The organism is Rathayibacter sp. AY1A7 (assembly GCF_002930845.1).
In the GTDB taxonomy this organism is placed as follows: domain Bacteria; phylum Actinomycetota; class Actinomycetes; order Actinomycetales; family Microbacteriaceae; genus Rathayibacter.
The window spans coordinates 64,970-80,407 of record NZ_PSTL01000007.1 but is presented as its reverse complement, the minus strand read 5'-3'; the positions used below and the strand labels follow the sequence as shown (position 1 = coordinate 80,407).

The following is a 15,438-nucleotide window of genomic DNA, read 5'->3' as shown; positions in this document are numbered from 1 at the left end:
AGAGAACGCTCAGCACCCGGAGCGGTGAGAGGCCTACCGTGGCGGTGTGCGTCCGTCGGGCGCCGAGGAGGAGATCATGGGATTCCTGGACCGACTGCTGGGCCGCGACGAGCAGCCCGAGAGCGCACGCCGCTCGACGTACGCGCCGCCGCAGGCCGCGGACCGCAGGCCCGAGTACGGCTCCCCTCCGGCGACGTCTCCGCGCACCGACGATGAGCGTGCCATCGAGCGCTACCGCTACCTCCTCCGCACCGCGCCGCCCGAGGCGATCGAGCAGGTGCACCGCGAGGCCTTCGAGCAGCTGACCCCGGAGCAGCGCCAGCAGGTCTTCCGAGAGCTCAGCGAGGGGGCCCCTGTCGGCGACGCGCCGAAGGACGACGATCCCCGCACGCTCGCCCAGTCCGCCACGAGGAGCGAGCTGCGCCAGCCCGGATTCATGGAGCGGCGCTTCTCCGGCGGCGGAGGCATGGGCTTCGGCGGCGTCCTCGCCTCCTCGATGCTCGGCACGATCGCCGGGTTCGCGATCGGCTCGGCCATCGCGGGCGCGTTCCTCCCCGACGCGGGAGGCGACTACGCCGGCGGTGACGGCGGGGGAGACGCCTCGGCCGACGGCGGAGCGGATGCGGGAGGTGCGGACGCCGGAGACGGCGGCGGCTGGGGCGACTCCGGCGGCGGCGACTTCGGTGGCGGAGGCGACTTCGGCGGAGGCGGCGACTTCGGAGGCGGCGACTTCGGCTTCTAGCCTCGTTGCAGAGGGCCCCCGATCACGGACAGTGGTCGGGGGCCCTCGCTCGTTCCGGGCTAGTCCTCGTCGGTCAGCATTGCCTTCACCTGGCGGCGGAGGACCTTGCCGATCATGCTCCGCGGCAGCTCGTCGACGACGGTGATCCGCTTGGGCACCTTGTAGGGGGTCAGCGCCTCCCGGACGGCCTTGCGGGCGGCTGCGACGTCGAGCTGCGCGCCCGGCTCCAGGACGACCGCCGCCGCCACGGACTCGCCGCTGCGCGGATCGGGCAGGCCGACCACCGCCACCTCCTTGATCTCCGGCAGGCGGAGCAGCACCTCCTCCACCTCGGACGGCGAGACGTTGAAGCCGCCGGTGATCACGAGCTCCTTGATCCGGTCGACGATGCGCACGAAGCCGTCCTCGTCGATCGTCGCGATGTCGCCGGTGCGGAACCAGCCGTCGCCGGTGAAGATCGCCGCCGTCTCGTCGGGCTTGCGGTGGTAGCCCCGGAACACCTGCGGACCGCGCACGACCAGCTCGCCCTGCTCGCCGGTCGCCACCTCCGTGTCGGGATCCTCGGGGTCGACGATCCGCACGTCCGTGCCGGGCAGCGGAAGCCCGACCGTCCCGGCGCGTCGCGTCGGACCGACCGGATTGGCCATCAGGACTGGAGAGGTCTCCGAGAGGCCGTAGCCCTCGACGAGCGTGCCTCCGGTCAGCGCCTCGAACGACTCGACCAGCGCCGGGTCGAGCGGCATCGCACCCGAGATAGCGATCTCGATGCCGCGGAGGGAGACGCCCCGCTGCTGCGCGCTGCGCGCCAGGCGCTCCGCGATCGGCGGAACGGCCGGGAGGAAGGTGGCGGGGTGCTTCTTGACGACCTTCAGCACCAGCTCCGGGTCGAACTTCGGGAACAGCACCAGGCGCGCGCCCATGCTCATCGCGAAGGTGAGGCAGAGCGTCAGCCCGTAGGCGTGGAACATGGGGAGCACCGCGTAGACCACGCAGTCGCCGCGGCGGACCGTCGGCACCCAGGCGCGCGACTGGGCGGCGTTCGCCGTCAGGTTCGCGTGGGTCAGCTCGGCGCCCTTGGGCGTGCCGGTCGTGCCGCTCGTGTACTGGATGACCGCGAGGTCCTCCGCGACCGGGCGCGGGTGCGCCGGGTCGATCCGCCGCCTCAGCAGCGACTCCCACTCGATCGCACCGCGGACCGGCCCGGTCAGCGCGGCGCGCGACTCCCGGGCCTTCTTCAGCGGCAGGCGGAGGGCTGCGCGCATCGAGGCGGGCATCGCGCGGGTGAGGTCGACGGCGACTACGGTCTCGACGCCGAGGTCGGTCGGGAGGTCCTGCACCGTCGGCACGACGCGGTTCCAGGCGATCGCGACACGAGCGCCGTGGTCCTCGAACTGGTGGCGCAGCTCGCGCGGGGTGTAGAGCGGGTTGTGCTCGACCACCACGGCGCCGAGCCGGAGGACGGCGTAGAAGGCGACGACGTGCTGCGGGCAGTTCGGGAGGACGAGGGCGACAGGATCGCCCGCGCGGACGCCCAGGCGGCGGAGGCCCTCTGCGGCCCGCTCCACCTCGTCGGCGAGCTGGGAGTAGCTGGTCGAACGGCCGAAGAACTCGAGCGCGACCTGGTGGGGATACCGCTCGGCCGACTCGGTGACGATGTCGACGAGCGAGCCGGTCGGGAGCTCGAGCTCCGTCGGCACGCCGGGCGCGTAGCTGCGAATCCAGGGGCGGGGCGGGTGGGTGCTCACCCGCCCCACTCTAGGAGGAGGGGCCGGGGCTCAGGCTCCCTGAGCCACCGCGTCCTCGATCGGGGTGGGACCGGAGACGATCTCCCACGTCTTCGCGATGGAGGTCGGCTGCGCCAGGGCGGCGATCACCGTCGCGGCGACGTCCGCTCGCGGGATGCTCCCCTTCTCGACGGAGGTGCCGAGCGTGATCGTGCCGGTGCCCTCGTCGTCCGTCAGCCCGCCCGGGCGGAGGATCGTGTAGTCGAGGCCGGAGTCGCGCAGTGCCGCGTCGGCGTCGCGCTTGGCCTCGACGTAGGCCTTCCAGCCCTCCTCCGTGTCCTCGGGGAGCGGCTCGTCCACACCGATCGCACTGACCTGCACGAAGTGCTGGACCCCGACGATCGCGGCGGCCTTCTGGCTGAGGACGGACGCCCCCAGGTCGACGGTGCGCTTGCGCTCCGGGCCCGAGTCGGGTCCGGCTCCGGCGGTGAAGACCATGCCGTCGACGTGGCCCAGCGCCTCGGCGAAGGCCTCGGGCGTCGTGTCCTCGAGGTCGTGCACGAGCGGCTCGCCGCCCAGCCGGACGATGTCCTCGGCGTGATCGGGGTTGCGGATCACTCCGACCGACTCGTGGCCGGCGTCGTAGAGCAGGTGCAGGATCTGCTGCCCCACCTTGCCGTGGGCTCCGATGACGGCGATGCGTGTCATGGACGTTCCTCTCCTCGTCGGGGCGGGTCGCCCCGTGTTCGTGGTCCCCTCCATCCTGCCGCGGCGTCCCTGGACGCCCCCAGGCCTTGACGGCGTCCGGGCGCCGGGCCGTCAGGCGGCGAGGCGGTCGTCGCGTCCGGTGATGGCGAGCAGGCGGCTCTGGAGGGAGGCGGCGTCGTCGACCGGCACGGGCGCGGCGTAGAGGCCGCTCGCGCGCAGGGTCTCCTCCTGGGGTGCGAAGAGCTCCCAGACCGCTGCGACGAGCTCCTCGTCCAGCCGCTCGTCGCTGCCGGTCGCGCGGGCGAGGTCCCAGGCGTGGACGGTCACATCGGCCGTCTGCTCCTGCAGCAGCTCGACGGCGCTGACGGTGTCGCGCCCCAGCTGCACGGTCGCGGCCGGGTCGACGGTGCGGACAGCGACGCGCAGGCGGTCGGTCACGCGGCGCCACTCGCTCCTCAGATCGGTGGCGACGGACTCGAGTCGCAGCGCCGACTCGTCGCCGCCCGAGAGGAGCGTGTGCGCGCGCTGCTGCTCGCGGACGACGTGCAGCACGAGCGCGCGCGTGTCCCACTCGGTGTCGGGCGTGGGGGCCGACCAGTCCTCGACGGCGCTCAGCCGGAGCTCGAAGGCGCGGTGGGCGCGGTCCTGCAGATCGAGCCAGCGGCTCATCTCGGCGCCGGGGCCGGTCTCGGTGGCGGTGGGGGAGTCGGGCTGCTCGTGCGTCATGGTCTCTCCGGAGCGTCGTGGTGCTCGGGTCAACCGCGAGTGGTCGGCGCTCATTCCCGGGCGCGGCGGTCGAGCGGCCGATGTCGGTGGTGCGTGCGAGCATGTCCCGAGGCGTGGGCGAGCAGGACGGAGCGGCGTGAGCAGGCAGGACGGAGCGGCGTGAGCAGGCAGGACGGAGCGGCGTGAGCAGGCAGGACGGCGCGGCGTGAGCAGGCAGGACGGCGCGGCGTGAGCGAGCAGGACGGCACCGCATGAGCAAGCAGGACGGCACGGGGCGGCAGGTCACGACCGAGCCCTTCGACGACCCGCGCGCGAGCATCATGCACATCGACATGGACGCGTTCTTCGCCTCCGTCGAGCTGCTCGACCGGCCGGATCTGCGCGGGAGGCCGGTCATCGTGGGGCACCACGGAGCGCGCTCCGTCGTCACAGCGGCGACCTACGAGGCGCGCCGCTACGGCGTCAACTCGGCGATGCCCATGGCGGTCGCCCTCCGCCGCTGCCCGCAGGCCGTGGTCCTCGAGCCGCACATGGAGCGCTACCGCGAGGCCTCTCGCCGCGTCATGGCGATCTTCGACTCCTTCACGCCGCTGGTCGAGCGCCTGAGCATCGACGAGGCGTTCCTCGACGTCGCGGGTGCCCGCCGCATCTCGGGCTCGCCGTTCGCGATCGGCACCGAGATCCGCCGCCGGGTGCACGCCGAGCTCGGGCTGACCTGCTCGGTCGGGATCGCCAGCACCAAGTTCGTCGCCAAGCTCGCCTCCGGCCGCTCCAAGCCCGACGGTCTGCTGGTCGTCCCCGCCGACGGCGTCCGCGAGTTCCTCGATCCGCTGCCCGTGAGCGCGCTGTGGGGAGTCGGCGCGAGCACGGAGGAGGCGCTTCTGCGCCGCGGTCTGCGCACCGTCGCCGACGTCGCGACCACCCCGCTGCCGTCGCTGGTGTCCGCCCTCGGCGAGGCGACCGGGAGGCGCCTGCACGCCCTGGCGAACGGGGTGGATCCGCGGCCGGTCGACACCCGCCAGATCGAGAAGAGCGCCGGACACGAGATCACGTTCGCCGACGACGTGGCCGACCCCGAGCTCGTCCGTCGTGAGCTGCTGCGGCTCTGCGACAAGGTCGCCGTGCGGATGCGCCGCTCGGGAGTGCGCTGCCGCACCGTCGCGGTGAAGGTGCGCTTCGGCGACTTCAGCACCCTCACCCGCTCCCGCACGCTCGTCGAGGCGACGGACGTGGCCCGCGTCCTCTACGAGGCCTCCTCCGCGCTGCTCGAGGCAGCCAACCCGATGCGGCGGCCCGTGCGGCTGATCGGCGTGCGCGGCGAGCAGCTGGTCGAGGGCGACGACGTCGCGTTCTCCCTGTGGAGCGACTCCGACGACTGGCGCGACGCGGAGCTCGCGGTCGACGGCGTGGCCGCCCGCTTCGGCTCCGGGGCCGTGCGTCCCGCCTCGCTCCTGTCCCGGTCGGCTCCCGAGTCGGCCAAGGGGATCGACCTCAGCGACACGCTCGCTACGCGGAACCGATCGTCAGACTGATCGGGCGGTGGTCGGAGCCGTTCGGCGGCAGGACCGCGACGGTCGCGGCGGTGACGCCGTCGGCGAGCGCGTGGTCGAGCGAGACGAGCGGCAGCAGGGACGGCCAGGTCGCCGGGAAGCCGACTCCACCCGTGCGGACGAGGCCCGCCTCCGCCAGCACCGGAGCGAACAGGTGGTCGTCCGTCGGCGTGTTGAAATCACCGATGACCAGCGTCCGCTCCGACTCGTCGTCTCGGAGAGCGGTGGCGAGGTTCGAGAGCATGGTGTCCCGCTCCTCGTGGTCGCCCGGCCGGAACGAGGCCAGGTGCACCACGAACAGGCGAGCGCTGCCGACCGGTGTGTCGACGTCGACGGCGAGCGCGCGCTCCCAGCCGAGACCGAGGTCGAGCGGCTCCTCGTCGGTCAGTTCGGTCCGGCTCCAGACGCCGACGGTGCTCGAGACGGACGAGTACGGGTACTCGTCGGCCAGCTCGGCGTCGACCGCGTCCACGGCGTCTCCGTCGAGCTCCTGCAGCGCGATCACGTCGGGGCCGCGGGCGGCGAGCGAGGCGGCCAGCCCACCGGCGTCGCCGCTCGTCTCGATGTTCTGGCTGACGACGGTGAACGAGCCGGAGCGCACGGCCGGCGCCGGAAGCGCGACCGGCAGCACCAGCACGCCGTAGACCATCGCCAGCACGGTGACCGCGGCCGCCGTCCGGCGCGACCGGAGGGCCGCCGCGGCCGCGATGAGGAGCAACACGACGAGCCCCGTCCACGGGATCCCGACCTCGAGGACCGACAGCCAGCCGATCGGATCGGGCAGCGCGCGGTGGAAGGCGAGGAAGGCGGCGAGCACGAGGCTCGCGACCGCCACCGCGGCCGAGCGCACGGGGCGGCGGCGGCGGGTGCGGGCGGACATCCATCGATCATGGCAGCAGGTCCCCGGAGGTCCATGGACGAGTCCTGTGCGCCCCGGCGGGCCGCTTGTCGCCGCGGAGAGCCGCGGAGTACCGTCGCACCATGCCCAACATCGCAGTCTCCCTGGCCGACACCGTCACCACCGCGGGTACCGCGACGATCTACGGCGAGCCCGTCACCGTCGACGGCGTCTCGCTCGTCCCCGTCGCCCTCCGCTGGTTCGGCTTCGGCGGAGGCAGCGGCTCCGAGGACGGCCAGGAGGGCGGCGGCGGAGGCGGCGGCGCCACGGTCATCCCGATCGGCGCCTACATCAAGGACGACCTCGGCCTGCGGTTCCAGCCGAACGTGATCTCGGTCCTCGCCGTCGGCATCCCCTTCGTGTGGGTGACCGGCAAGGCCCTCGCGCGCATCATCCGCGCCCTCAAGAAGTAGCCGGAGCGGCCCCGCGTCAGCTGGCGCGCTGCTGGCGCGCGGGGTACCACTTCTTCTTCGTCCGGCCGAAGCCGACGATCAGCCGCTCGGCGTCGTCCGGCCGGCGGGGGTCGTAGATCACCGCGGCGGGCTCACCGGCCATCCACGCGTCCCCCCGCTTCAGCGGGTACTTCTGCGCGCGCTTCTCCACACCCTCGGCGGTCCGGTAGACGACCAGGAGCCTGCCCAGATCCCGTGCCGAATCGCGATCGCCGCGTGCCGGATCCGGCCCGACGACGCGCGCCGGCACCCGCGTGCCGTAGCTGAGCAGCTCGCGGCGGATCCGCGCACGGCGCTGCCAGAGCAGGGCCTGCAGCAGGACGATCAGCAGCACGGCCAGGACGACGACCACCGACCACGACATGACGTCTATGATTGCCGACGAACACGGGAGTCCGGTGCACCGGGCTGAGAGGAAGGCAGCAGCCTTCGACCGTCGAACCTGATCTGGGTCATGCCAGCGAAGGAACGTTTCGATCTCCTCTTACCAACCCGTGCCCTCCATTCGCTTCCACGAAAGGGCACGTCAGTGCAGAACACGAACGCGCAGAACACGAACGCGCAGAACACGAACGCGCAGAACCTCACCTCCTCCGCCCCGGCTCGGCGCGATCTGCGCTGGCGGGTCGTCGACATCGTGGTGGCGAGCGTCGTCGCCGTCGCGAGCGGGATCGTCTTCTGGGCCTGGGGCCTGGCGACGAACGTCCTCGGCCTCGCCTTCGAGTTCCTGCCCGGGCTCGGCGGGCTCCTCGGCGGCGGCTGGCTCTTCGCCGGCGTCCTCGGCGGCCTGATCATCCGCAAGCCCGGAGCCGCGCTCTACACCGAGCTGGTCGCCGCGGCCGTGTCGGCTCTGATCGGCACCCAGTGGGGCTTCACCGTGCTGATCTCCGGACTCGTGCAGGGACTCGGCGCGGAGATCGTCCTGGCGCTCTTCCTCTACCGCAGCGGCCGTCCGCTCGTCGCGATGCTGGCCGGTGCCGGTGCCGGGCTGGCCCTCGCGATCAACGACCTGCTGTCGTACTACGCCGTCAACGACGCGCTCTTCAAGACCGTCTACGTCGCCTCCTCGATCGTCTCGGGCGCGCTCCTGGCCGGGCTGCTGTCCTGGTTCGCGGTGCGGGGGCTCGCGGCCTCGGGAGCGCTGGACCGCTTCGCCTCCGGGCGCGAGGGCCGGACGGTCGAGGGAGCCGGCGCGGGCGCTCGATGAGCGGCGCTTCCGTCCGGGCGCGGGGCTGGAGCTGGCGGCACGCGGGACGCTCCCGCGACGCCCTCTCCGGCCTCGATCTCGCGCTGGAGCCGGGGGAGCGCGTGCTGCTCCTCGGCCCCTCCGGCGCGGGAAAGAGCACGCTGCTGCACGCCCTGGCCGGCGTCCTCGGCGGGGAGGAGGACGGCTCCGCGGCGGGCGAGCTCGAGATCGACGGAGCCGCGCCGCTCACCCGGCGCGGTGTCGCGGGGCTCGTGCTGCAGGATCCGGACACTCAGGCGGTCCTGGCGCGGGTCGGCGACGACGTCGCGTTCGCCTGCGAGAACCTCGGCGTGCCGCGCGAGGAGATCCCCGCGCGGGTGCGGGAGGCGCTCGGCGACGTCGGTCTCGACGTGCCGTTGGACCACTCCACCTCGGCGCTCTCGGGCGGGCAGAAGCAGAGGCTCGCCCTGGCGGGTGTGCTCGCCATGCGTCCGCGGCTCCTGCTCCTCGACGAGCCCACCGCCAACCTCGATCCGGACGGTGTACGCGAGGTGCGGGCGGCGGTGGAGCGCACGGCCGCCCGCACGGGGGCGACGCTGATCGTCGTCGAGCACCGGGTCGACGTGTGGGTCGGCCTCGTCGACCGGGTCGTGGTGCTCGGGCGGGACGGCGCGGTCGTCGCCGACGGCGCTCCGGTCGAGGTCCTCGATCGAACGCACGACGTGCTCCGCGCCTCCGGCGTCTGGCTGCCCGGTGACACCCCCGCCCGGCGCGGGGCGAGCGTGCTGCCCTCGCCCGCCGCCCTGAGCGCGCACGACCTCGCCATCGGCCGGCCCGTCCTCGGGCGCCGCCGCTCGACCATCGTGGCCTCGGGGCTCGAGCTCGCCGTCGACTCCGCGCGGGCCACGGCCGTGCTGGGACCCAACGGCGCGGGGAAGTCGACCCTCGCGCTCACGCTGGCCGGTCTCCTGCCGCCGGTCGCGGGGCGGGTGACCGCCTCCGAGTCGCTCCGCGCCGGTGCGGGCCCGGAGCCGATCCGCTGGACCTCGGCTCAGCTCGCCGGACGGATCGCGATGGTGTTCCAGGAGCCGGAGCACCAGTTCCTCACCGCTCGCGTGCGCGCCGAGCTCGCGCTGGGCGCCCGCGACGAGACGGAGCGGCATCGGGCGGAGGAGCTCCTGGAGCGCCTCGGCCTCGCGCACCTCGCCGACGCCAATCCGTTCACCCTCTCCGGAGGCGAGAAGCGGCGCCTGGCCGTCGCGTCCGCCCTCACCCGGTCGCCGTCCGTGCTCGTCCTCGACGAGCCGACGTTCGGGCAGGACCGCCTGACCTGGGAGGTGCTCGTCGACCTCCTCGCCGAGCAGCGCGACGCGGGCACGGCGGTGCTCGCCGTCACCCACGACGAGGCGCTGGTCGTCGCCCTCGCCGACTCGGTCGTCACCCTCGGCGCCCGCGAGGCGGTGTCGGGATGACGCTCCTCGACTCCGTTCCCGCGCGCAGCCGGATCGCCCGGGCCAACCCGGTCGCCAAGCTCCTCGCCAGCCTGGTCATCGCGTTCGCGCTCCTCCTCACGGTCGATGCGGTCTCCGCGGCGACGGCGCTGGCGCTCGAGTTGCTGGTTCTGCCCTTCGCGGGGCTCCGGGCGGGCGAGCTCGTGCGGCGGACGGCTCCCGTCTGGATCGCGGCTCCGCTCGCCGGCCTCTCGACTGTTCTCTACGGTCGCGACAGCGGCGCCGTCTTCGCGGAGTTCCTCATCGTCTCGGTCACAGAGGGATCCGTCGCCCTCGGGCTGGCCATCGCGCTGCGCGTCCTGGCGATCGGACTGCCGAGCGTGGTCCTCATCGCCACCACCGACCCTACGGACCTGGCGGACGGCCTGGCGCAGATCCTGCGCCTGCCCTCGCGCTTCGTGCTCGGCGCTCTCGCCGGCATGCGGCTCGTCGGTCTGCTCGTCGACGACTGGCGCACCCTGTCGATGGCCCGCCGGGCCCGCGGGGTCGCCGACGGCCGCGGGCCCGTCGAGGCGCTCCGCAGCCTCGCGGCCCGCACGTTCTCGCTGCTCGTGCTGGCCATCCGGCGGGGGAGCAGGCTCGCGACGGCGATGGAGGCGAAGGGCTTCGGCTCCGGCGTCCCGCGCACCTGGGCGCGGCAGTCGCGCCTCGGAGCCGGCGACCTCCTGCTGCTCGCGGGCGGAGTGCTGATCGCTGCCGTCGCCGTGACCGCCGCCGTCGTCACCGGCTCCTGGAGCTTCGTCCTGCATGGCTGAGCGGATCCTGCCGCTGACGGATCGGACGGCGGGCGACCTCGCCCGCTCCGTGATCGCGCGGCGTCGTCGGACGGTGCTGCTGGACGGACCGAGCGGCTCCGGCAAGTCGACGTTCGCGCGCGCGCTGGTCGAGCAGCTCCGTCTCGCGCCGGCGGCATCGTCGGTCGCGCTCGTGCGGATGGACGATCTCTACCCCGGCTGGACGGGCCTGGACCGGGCGTCGCGGGAGACGGCCGCGACGCTCGTCCGCCCCCACGGCCTCGGCCTCGCGGCGCACTGGCGGCCCTGGAACTGGGCCGCGGGGACGACGGCCGGGCGCCGCGTCGTCCGCGAGCCGCTTCTCGTGCTCGAGGGCTGCGGATCGGCCGGCGCCGCCGCGCGCCGCCACGCCGATCTGGTGGTCTGGCTCGAGGCCGACGACGAGGTGCGGCGCGTGCGCGCGCTCGAGCGCGACGGCGAGCTCTTCGCTCCGCACTGGGACGCCTGGGACCGCGACTTCCGCTCCTACTGCGCTCGGGAGCGGCCCCGGGAGAACGCCGACCTCGTGCTGGACACGGGCGGCGGGGGAGCGGTGCGCGGCTGAGGGGTCCCCTCCGAGCGCTGCGACGCGCGGATGCCGGTGAGAGGCTCGCCCTCGGCGGTGATCAGGCCCAGCCGAGCTCGTGCAGCCGGTCGTCGTCGATGCCGTAGAAGTGGGCGATCTCGTGGACGAGCGTGACGTGGATCTCGTCGCGCAGCGCGTCCAGATCGTCGCACGCGGCGAGGTGCGGCTCGCGGAACAGCACGATGCGGTCGGGCATCTCGCCGAAGCCGTAGCGCTCGCGCTCGGTGAGGGCGACGCCGTCGTAGTAGCCGAGCAGATCCAGGGTCCCGTCCTCGGGCCGGTCCTCCACGACGAACACGACGTTGTCGAGCCCGTCGACCATGTCGTCCGGGAGCGCGTCGAGCTCGGAGATCACCAGGGCTTCGAAGGCGTCCTCGTCCAGCTCGAGCATCCGGGACCTCTCTGCGTCGGCGATCGCTGCCGGTCGCCGGATGTGCGAAGAGGCCCGGAGTCGGAACTCCGGGCCTCTTCCGCTGCATGCACAGCCACTGGGGTGAGTAACGGGGCTCGAACCCGCGACCTCCTAGACCACAACCAGGCGCTCTGCCAACTGAGCTATACCCACCAGGAGCGTGTTCCGGCGGGGTGACCCGCCGAAGCAACTGTACGAGAGTACTACATCCGCGAGGCGAACTCGTCCACGACGGCGGCCGACACGGCCTGCACCTCGGCGGTGCTCGGCCCCGGCTGCTCCACGAACACGGCACGGCGGTAGTACTGCAGCTCTCGGATGCTCTCGAGGATGTCGGCGAGAGCGCGGTGTCCGCCGTGCTTCTTGGGCGCGTTGAAGTAGATGCGCGGGAACCAGCGCCGTGCCAGCTCCTTGATCGTGCTGACATCGACGTTGCGGTAGTGCAGGTGGCCGTCGAGGCGCGGCATGAACTTCGCGAGGAAGGCGCGGTCGGTGCCGATCGAGTTGCCGGCGAGGGGGGCCTGCTGGTCCGCCGGGACGTGCTTCAGCACGTACTCCAGCACCTCGTACTCGGCCTCCGCGACGCTGACGCCGGAGGGGATCTCGACCAGCAGCCCGGAGGTCTCGTGCATCGACCGGACGAAGTCGCCCATGTTCTCGAGCGCGGTCGCGTCGGGCCGGATGACGAGGGAGAGCCCCTCGTCGAGCGGGTTCAGCTCGAAGTCGGTGACGACGACGGCGATCTCGACGAGCTCGTCGACGGAGAGGTCGAGCCCCGTCATCTCGCAGTCGATCCAGACAAGACGGTCGGGGGCGCTACTCATGCGGGGCAGTCTATCGGCGGCCGCCGACACCCGGTCCGGCCGTCCCGCTCCTCCTACACTGGACCCTCGTGATCACGCTCGCCTGCTGCCTCCTGATCGTCAACGCCGTGTGGAACGCGATCGTCTGGCCGCCCTTCCTCCGCCGCGTCCGCAAGGACCCGCGGGCGCGCGACGCGGACGGCCGCGCGACGACCTTCCTCCGCGTGCACACGGTGCTCATCGGCGTGTCGCTCGCCCTCGCCGTGGTCTCCCTGCTCGTGGGAGTGCTGGGACTCGTCCGGGGCGCCTAGGCCCCGGCGGGCGCGGCCCCTGCGCTTCGGTATCGTGGTCGCAGTCCGCCCCCGTAGCTCAGCGGATAGAGCAGGAGCCTTCTAATCTCTTGGTCGCAGGTTCGATTCCTGCCGGGGGCACCATCGGATCGGGAGCGCGCCGGTCGCCGTCCCTAGTCTTGTCCCGGTGGCGTGCGGATCAGCGTCGACGCCTCGCGCCCGTCCTTCGACCGCGTCGCGGCCTCTCCTCGGGCGGCGCTGCGCTCCTCCGAGGAGTGACGCCCGGCACCCACGGGGTTTTCCTCCGCTCCGGTGACCCTCGGACGAGGACTCGCGGTCGCTCCACCAGTAACACACCGGCAAATCGGAGGCAACACCGGCGTGTTTCCCACCCGAAGTCGTTTGAGTGTCATTCAGGCACCTAGTCTTGGGGTGTCCGGAATTACAACGACGTAACGAACGGAGGTACGACCATGCTGCTCCTCGCCATTCTCGGTGGAATCGCCGTCGCGTGGACGATCGTCGCGGCGCCCCTCGCCGTACTGGTCGGCCGAGTCGCCCGTGCACGTGATGCACACAGCTAGTCAGTACACGCACCGCCCGCACCACGGAGAAGGCCCCGATCGCACTCGCGATCGGGGCCTTCTTCTCGTGGTCGGGAGCACTCAGACCGAGCTGCGCTCCTGGCCTCGGTCGTCGTCCGAGGCGGACCGCTCGAACCGGGCCTCGTCCGCCCGGACGACCGCCTCGTCGTCGGCCGGCACGCCGTCGCGGTCTCCGTCGGCCGGAGCCGACGGCGTCGCGTCGTGCTCCGCGTCCGGCTGCGGCTGGGCGGCAGGAGCCGAGCGCTGCGGGTCGACGGGCGGCAGCTCCTCCACGGGACGCTCGCGCGACGGCACCTCCAGGCGGTCGACGTCGGCGAGCAGGCGGCGGGTCTCCTCCTGCGAGGCGTCCCCGGCCGACGCGGGGAGGACGATCGTGGGCGTCTGCGGGGCTGAAGAGCCGGAGGCGGAGCCCGCGCCGACGACGACCGGTGCGACGGCGGTCGGTGCGGCGGCCGGGGGAGCGGTGCGCTGGGGAGCGGCCTCGGCGGTGCTCGCGGCCCGATCGGACGACGGAGCGGACTCGGCGGAGCGGTCTCGACCCGTCTCCGAGAAGCGCCAGCGCTCGAGGTCGGCGAGGAAGGCCTTCCGGGCGCGCCCGGGCTTGTCCCGCCACTGCACGAGGCGGTCGCGGAACTCGCCCACGCTCGCCTGCGTCTGGTAGCCGCCGGTGCTCGACGTGTGCTTCAGCTCGGCGAGCTCGTGAGCGGCCCAGTTGGCCGCGACGCCGGAGCCCTTGACGGGCAGGAGGCGGAGGTGCGTCTCGGCCTGCGCGGACGCGCGGTCGCTGAGGACGCGCTCCGGGCTGCTGAGGACGTTCCAGGCCGAGGCGTCGACCGCGGCGTCGACGAGCGTCGCGATGACCGCGTTCTTCCGCTCGTGATCCTGCTGACGGATGAGGCGCGCGATGGACGCTCGGAAGACGGAGGCGATCACGATCGCTCCGACCACCACGGCCAGCAGGACCACAGCGGCCGTGAAGACCGCCTGGTGCCCGTCGCTCGTGCGGATCCAGGACATGAACTCGTTCCACCACTGCATGGGGCGAACGCTATCCGGGGCGGTCGCCGCGGCCCGGTCGGCACGCCGCCGACCGGGCGGATCGGCGCGTCAGGCGACGCGGAAGACCTCGATCGCGTCGTCGACGCTCCAGAACTCGCCGAGCTCGGCGCCGGCGGGCATGCCCGCCCGCAGCAGCCGGGCGCGGTACCGCTCGCCGAGCGGATCCTCGACCAGCTCGATGTGACCGACCACGGCGCCCGAGCCGGTGCTCACGCGCCACAGCCCGGCGTTGACCCGGGTGAGCGTCGGCGGGGTGCGGGTGGCGTGCAGCGTGGACAGGGACATCGGTTCCTCCTGCTCGAGTCTCGGAGCACTCACCGGCCGAGTGCTGTCGCAGACTACGGCCGACCACCGACATCCCCGCCGGGGCGTCAGCGCAGGGTCGTGCCGTGCACCGCGAACTCCTCGATCGCGTCGATCTCCTCCTGCGAGAGGGGGCCGGCGTCCAGCGCGGCGACGTTCTGCTCGAGCTGCGCGACGCTCGACGCGCCGATGATGGCGCTCGTGACGGTGGGCACCCGGAGCACCCAGCTCAGGGCGAGCTGGGCCAGCGACTGGCCGCGCTGCTGCGCGATCGCGTTCAGGCCGCGGGCGCGTTCCAGGTACGCCTCGTCGATCCGGTCGGAGGAGAGGAAGCGCGACGTCGCCGCACGGGACCCCTCCGGCACGGTGCCGTCGAGGTAGCGGTCCGTCAGGAGCCCCTGCGCCAGCGGCGAGAAGACGATGCAGCCGGTGCCGAGCTCGTCGAGCACGGGGAAGAGGCCGTCCTCGGGTCCGCGGTCGAAGAGCGAGTAGCGGGGCTGGTGCAGGAGGAGCGGCACTCCGCTGCCCGCCAGTGCCGCCTGCGCGGCCCGGGTCTGCTCGGGCGAGTAGTTCGAGATGCCGGCGTAGAGCGCCTTGCCCGACTCCACCGCCGAGATGAGAGCGCCCATGGTCTCCTCGATCGGAGTCTCCGGGTCCGGCCGGTGCGAGTAGAAGACATCCACGTAGTCGACGCCGATCCGCTGCAGGCTCTGGTCGAGCGAGGAGAGCAGGTACTTGCGCGAGCCGCCGTCCCCGTACGGGCCGGGCCACATGTCGTATCCGGCCTTGGACGAGATGACGATCTCGTCGCGGTAAGGGCGGAGGTCCTCCGCGAGGATGCGGCCGAAGGCCGTCTCAGCGGCGCCGTAGGGCGGTCCGTAGTTGTTCGCGAGGTCGAAGTGGGTGACGCCCAGGTCGAACGCGCGGCGGAGGATCGCGCGCTGCGTGTCGAGGGAGCGGTCGGATCCGAAGTTGTGCCAGAGGCCCAGCGACAGGGCGGGCAGCAGCAGGCCGCTCCGTCCGGTGCGTCGGTAGTCCATGCGGTCGTAGCGGGCGGGGGCGGCGTCGTAGCTCACGCCGCGACTCTATTGCAGGGGGCGGATCCGCGGA

At 72.9% G+C, this 15,438-nt stretch carries 18 protein-coding genes, 2 tRNA genes and 1 riboswitch; of the genes, 9 read left to right on the top strand and 11 right to left on the bottom strand.

From position 1 onward, the window contains the following. The first annotated feature begins 76 nt into the window (after positions 1 to 76). Complete coding sequence (locus C5B95_RS07870; protein ID WP_104267293.1) at positions 77 to 742, top strand: hypothetical protein; 666 nt, start codon at positions 77 to 79, stop codon at positions 740 to 742. Positions 743 to 801: 59 nt separating this feature from the next. On the opposite strand, the gene C5B95_RS07865 is transcribed toward C5B95_RS07870, so the two are convergent. From C5B95_RS07865 to C5B95_RS07855, 3 genes are all read right to left on the bottom strand, one after another. Then, on the bottom strand, positions 802 to 2,487 hold the full coding sequence (locus C5B95_RS07865) for a long-chain-fatty-acid--CoA ligase (RefSeq protein ID WP_104348891.1): 1,686 nt from the start codon (positions 2,485 to 2,487) through the stop codon (positions 802 to 804). A gap of 30 nt (positions 2,488 to 2,517) precedes the next feature. Next, positions 2,518 to 3,174 (bottom strand): SDR family oxidoreductase, encoded by a 657-nt coding sequence (locus C5B95_RS07860; RefSeq protein ID WP_104223727.1) that lies wholly within the window; start codon positions 3,172 to 3,174, stop codon positions 2,518 to 2,520. 111 nt (positions 3,175 to 3,285) lie between these two features. After that, a complete protein-coding gene (locus C5B95_RS07855) occupies positions 3,286 to 3,900 on the bottom strand; it encodes a TIGR03086 family metal-binding protein (protein WP_258059445.1) in 615 nt (204 codons plus the stop codon). Positions 3,901 to 4,151: 251 nt separating this feature from the next. Here C5B95_RS07855 and dinB point away from each other — a divergent pair, with 251 nt between their 5' ends. Next, a complete protein-coding gene (gene dinB / locus C5B95_RS07850; protein ID WP_104226745.1) occupies positions 4,152 to 5,432 on the top strand; it encodes a DNA polymerase IV in 1,281 nt (426 codons plus the stop codon). Here dinB and C5B95_RS07845 read toward each other — a convergent pair. Then, positions 5,407 to 6,330, bottom strand: coding sequence for an endonuclease/exonuclease/phosphatase family protein (locus tag C5B95_RS07845; RefSeq protein ID WP_104348890.1), 924 nt, complete (start codon positions 6,328 to 6,330; stop codon positions 5,407 to 5,409). The genes dinB and C5B95_RS07845 overlap by 26 nt on opposite strands. Positions 6,331 to 6,431: 101 nt before the next feature. Here C5B95_RS07845 and C5B95_RS07840 point away from each other — a divergent pair, with 101 nt between their 5' ends. Beyond that, a complete protein-coding gene (locus C5B95_RS07840; protein WP_104223724.1) occupies positions 6,432 to 6,761 on the top strand; it encodes a hypothetical protein in 330 nt (109 codons plus the stop codon). A 16-nt stretch (positions 6,762 to 6,777) separates the two neighbouring features. Here C5B95_RS07840 and C5B95_RS07835 read toward each other — a convergent pair whose 3' ends face one another. Continuing rightward, positions 6,778 to 7,164, bottom strand: a complete 387-nt coding sequence (locus tag C5B95_RS07835; RefSeq protein ID WP_104223723.1) for a DUF3592 domain-containing protein — start codon at positions 7,162 to 7,164, stop codon at positions 6,778 to 6,780. A gap of 14 nt (positions 7,165 to 7,178) precedes the next feature. Further along, positions 7,179 to 7,286: riboswitch (TPP riboswitch) on the top strand. A gap of 43 nt (positions 7,287 to 7,329) precedes the next feature. Here C5B95_RS07835 and C5B95_RS07830 point away from each other — a divergent pair. The 4 genes from C5B95_RS07830 to C5B95_RS07815 are packed head-to-tail and all read left to right on the top strand — an operon-like array spanning position 7,330 to position 10,835. After that, complete coding sequence (locus C5B95_RS07830) at positions 7,330 to 8,007, top strand: ECF transporter S component (protein ID WP_104223722.1); 678 nt, start codon at positions 7,330 to 7,332, stop codon at positions 8,005 to 8,007. After that, entirely contained in the window at positions 8,004 to 9,458 is a 1,455-nt protein-coding gene (locus tag C5B95_RS07825) for an ABC transporter ATP-binding protein (RefSeq protein ID WP_104348889.1), read from the top strand. Before C5B95_RS07830 ends, C5B95_RS07825 begins: the two co-directional genes overlap by 4 nt. Continuing rightward, positions 9,455 to 10,252, top strand: coding sequence for an energy-coupling factor transporter transmembrane protein EcfT (locus tag C5B95_RS07820; RefSeq protein ID WP_104232521.1), 798 nt, complete (start codon positions 9,455 to 9,457; stop codon positions 10,250 to 10,252). Before C5B95_RS07825 ends, C5B95_RS07820 begins: the two co-directional genes overlap by 4 nt. Further along, positions 10,245 to 10,835 carry an AAA family ATPase gene (locus C5B95_RS07815; protein ID WP_219812582.1) on the top strand — a complete coding sequence of 197 codons (591 nt, stop codon included), beginning with the start codon at positions 10,245 to 10,247 and terminating at the stop codon, positions 10,833 to 10,835. Before C5B95_RS07820 ends, C5B95_RS07815 begins: the two co-directional genes overlap by 8 nt. A 61-nt stretch (positions 10,836 to 10,896) precedes the next feature. Here C5B95_RS07815 and C5B95_RS07810 read toward each other — a convergent pair whose 3' ends face one another. The 3 genes from C5B95_RS07810 to orn form a co-directional block, all read right to left on the bottom strand. Beyond that, a complete protein-coding gene (locus tag C5B95_RS07810; RefSeq protein WP_104223719.1) occupies positions 10,897 to 11,247 on the bottom strand; it encodes a metallopeptidase family protein in 351 nt (116 codons plus the stop codon). A 98-nt stretch (positions 11,248 to 11,345) separates the two neighbouring features. Next, a tRNA-His gene (locus tag C5B95_RS07805) sits at positions 11,346 to 11,421 on the bottom strand. A gap of 50 nt (positions 11,422 to 11,471) precedes the next feature. Beyond that, the gene (gene orn / locus C5B95_RS07800) at positions 11,472 to 12,092 is read right to left on the bottom strand and encodes an oligoribonuclease (protein ID WP_104257371.1); all 621 of its coding nucleotides are present in this window, start codon (positions 12,090 to 12,092) and stop codon (positions 11,472 to 11,474) included. A 68-nt stretch (positions 12,093 to 12,160) separates the two neighbouring features. On the opposite strand from orn, the gene C5B95_RS07795 reads away from it, so the two are divergent. Then, positions 12,161 to 12,382 (top strand): SCO4848 family membrane protein, encoded by a 222-nt coding sequence (locus tag C5B95_RS07795; RefSeq protein ID WP_104348888.1) that lies wholly within the window; start codon positions 12,161 to 12,163, stop codon positions 12,380 to 12,382. 47 nt (positions 12,383 to 12,429) lie between these two features. After that, positions 12,430 to 12,505: transfer RNA gene (locus C5B95_RS07790), tRNA-Arg, on the top strand. A 521-nt stretch (positions 12,506 to 13,026) separates the two neighbouring features. Here the strand turns inward: C5B95_RS07790 and C5B95_RS07785 are convergent. The 3 genes from C5B95_RS07785 to C5B95_RS07775 all read right to left on the bottom strand — a co-directional run bounded on the left by C5B95_RS07785 (position 13,027) and on the right by C5B95_RS07775 (position 15,404). Next, a complete protein-coding gene (locus tag C5B95_RS07785; RefSeq protein WP_104348887.1) occupies positions 13,027 to 14,004 on the bottom strand; it encodes a hypothetical protein in 978 nt (325 codons plus the stop codon). Positions 14,005 to 14,073: 69 nt separating this feature from the next. Further along, positions 14,074 to 14,310 (bottom strand): hypothetical protein, encoded by a 237-nt coding sequence (locus C5B95_RS07780; protein WP_104348886.1) that lies wholly within the window; start codon positions 14,308 to 14,310, stop codon positions 14,074 to 14,076. 86 nt (positions 14,311 to 14,396) lie between these two features. Then, the gene (locus C5B95_RS07775) at positions 14,397 to 15,404 is read right to left on the bottom strand and encodes an aldo/keto reductase (protein WP_104348885.1); all 1,008 of its coding nucleotides are present in this window, start codon (positions 15,402 to 15,404) and stop codon (positions 14,397 to 14,399) included. Positions 15,405 to 15,438: the final 34 nt, after the last annotated feature.

Coding starts and splice junctions, on each gene's coding strand:
- C5B95_RS07785 (WP_104348887.1), bottom strand. CDS start 14,004: ATGCAGTGGTGGAACGAGTTCATGTCCTGGATCCGCACGAGCGACGGG.
- C5B95_RS07860 (WP_104223727.1), bottom strand. CDS start 3,174: ATGACACGCATCGCCGTCATCGGAGCCCACGGCAAGGTGGGGCAGCAG.
- C5B95_RS07840 (WP_104223724.1), top strand. CDS start 6,432: ATGCCCAACATCGCAGTCTCCCTGGCCGACACCGTCACCACCGCGGGT.
- C5B95_RS07855 (WP_258059445.1), bottom strand. CDS start 3,900: ATGACGCACGAGCAGCCCGACTCCCCCACCGCCACCGAGACCGGCCCC.
- C5B95_RS07835 (WP_104223723.1), bottom strand. CDS start 7,164: ATGTCGTGGTCGGTGGTCGTCGTCCTGGCCGTGCTGCTGATCGTCCTG.
- orn (WP_104257371.1), bottom strand. CDS start 12,092: ATGAGTAGCGCCCCCGACCGTCTTGTCTGGATCGACTGCGAGATGACG.
- C5B95_RS07780 (WP_104348886.1), bottom strand. CDS start 14,310: ATGTCCCTGTCCACGCTGCACGCCACCCGCACCCCGCCGACGCTCACC.
- C5B95_RS07845 (WP_104348890.1), bottom strand. CDS start 6,330: ATGTCCGCCCGCACCCGCCGCCGCCGCCCCGTGCGCTCGGCCGCGGTG.
- C5B95_RS07820 (WP_104232521.1), top strand. CDS start 9,455: ATGACGCTCCTCGACTCCGTTCCCGCGCGCAGCCGGATCGCCCGGGCC.
- C5B95_RS07815 (WP_219812582.1), top strand. CDS start 10,245: ATGGCTGAGCGGATCCTGCCGCTGACGGATCGGACGGCGGGCGACCTC.
- C5B95_RS07810 (WP_104223719.1), bottom strand. CDS start 11,247: ATGCTCGAGCTGGACGAGGACGCCTTCGAAGCCCTGGTGATCTCCGAG.
- dinB (WP_104226745.1), top strand. CDS start 4,152: ATGAGCAAGCAGGACGGCACGGGGCGGCAGGTCACGACCGAGCCCTTC.
- C5B95_RS07870 (WP_104267293.1), top strand. CDS start 77: ATGGGATTCCTGGACCGACTGCTGGGCCGCGACGAGCAGCCCGAGAGC.
- C5B95_RS07825 (WP_104348889.1), top strand. CDS start 8,004: ATGAGCGGCGCTTCCGTCCGGGCGCGGGGCTGGAGCTGGCGGCACGCG.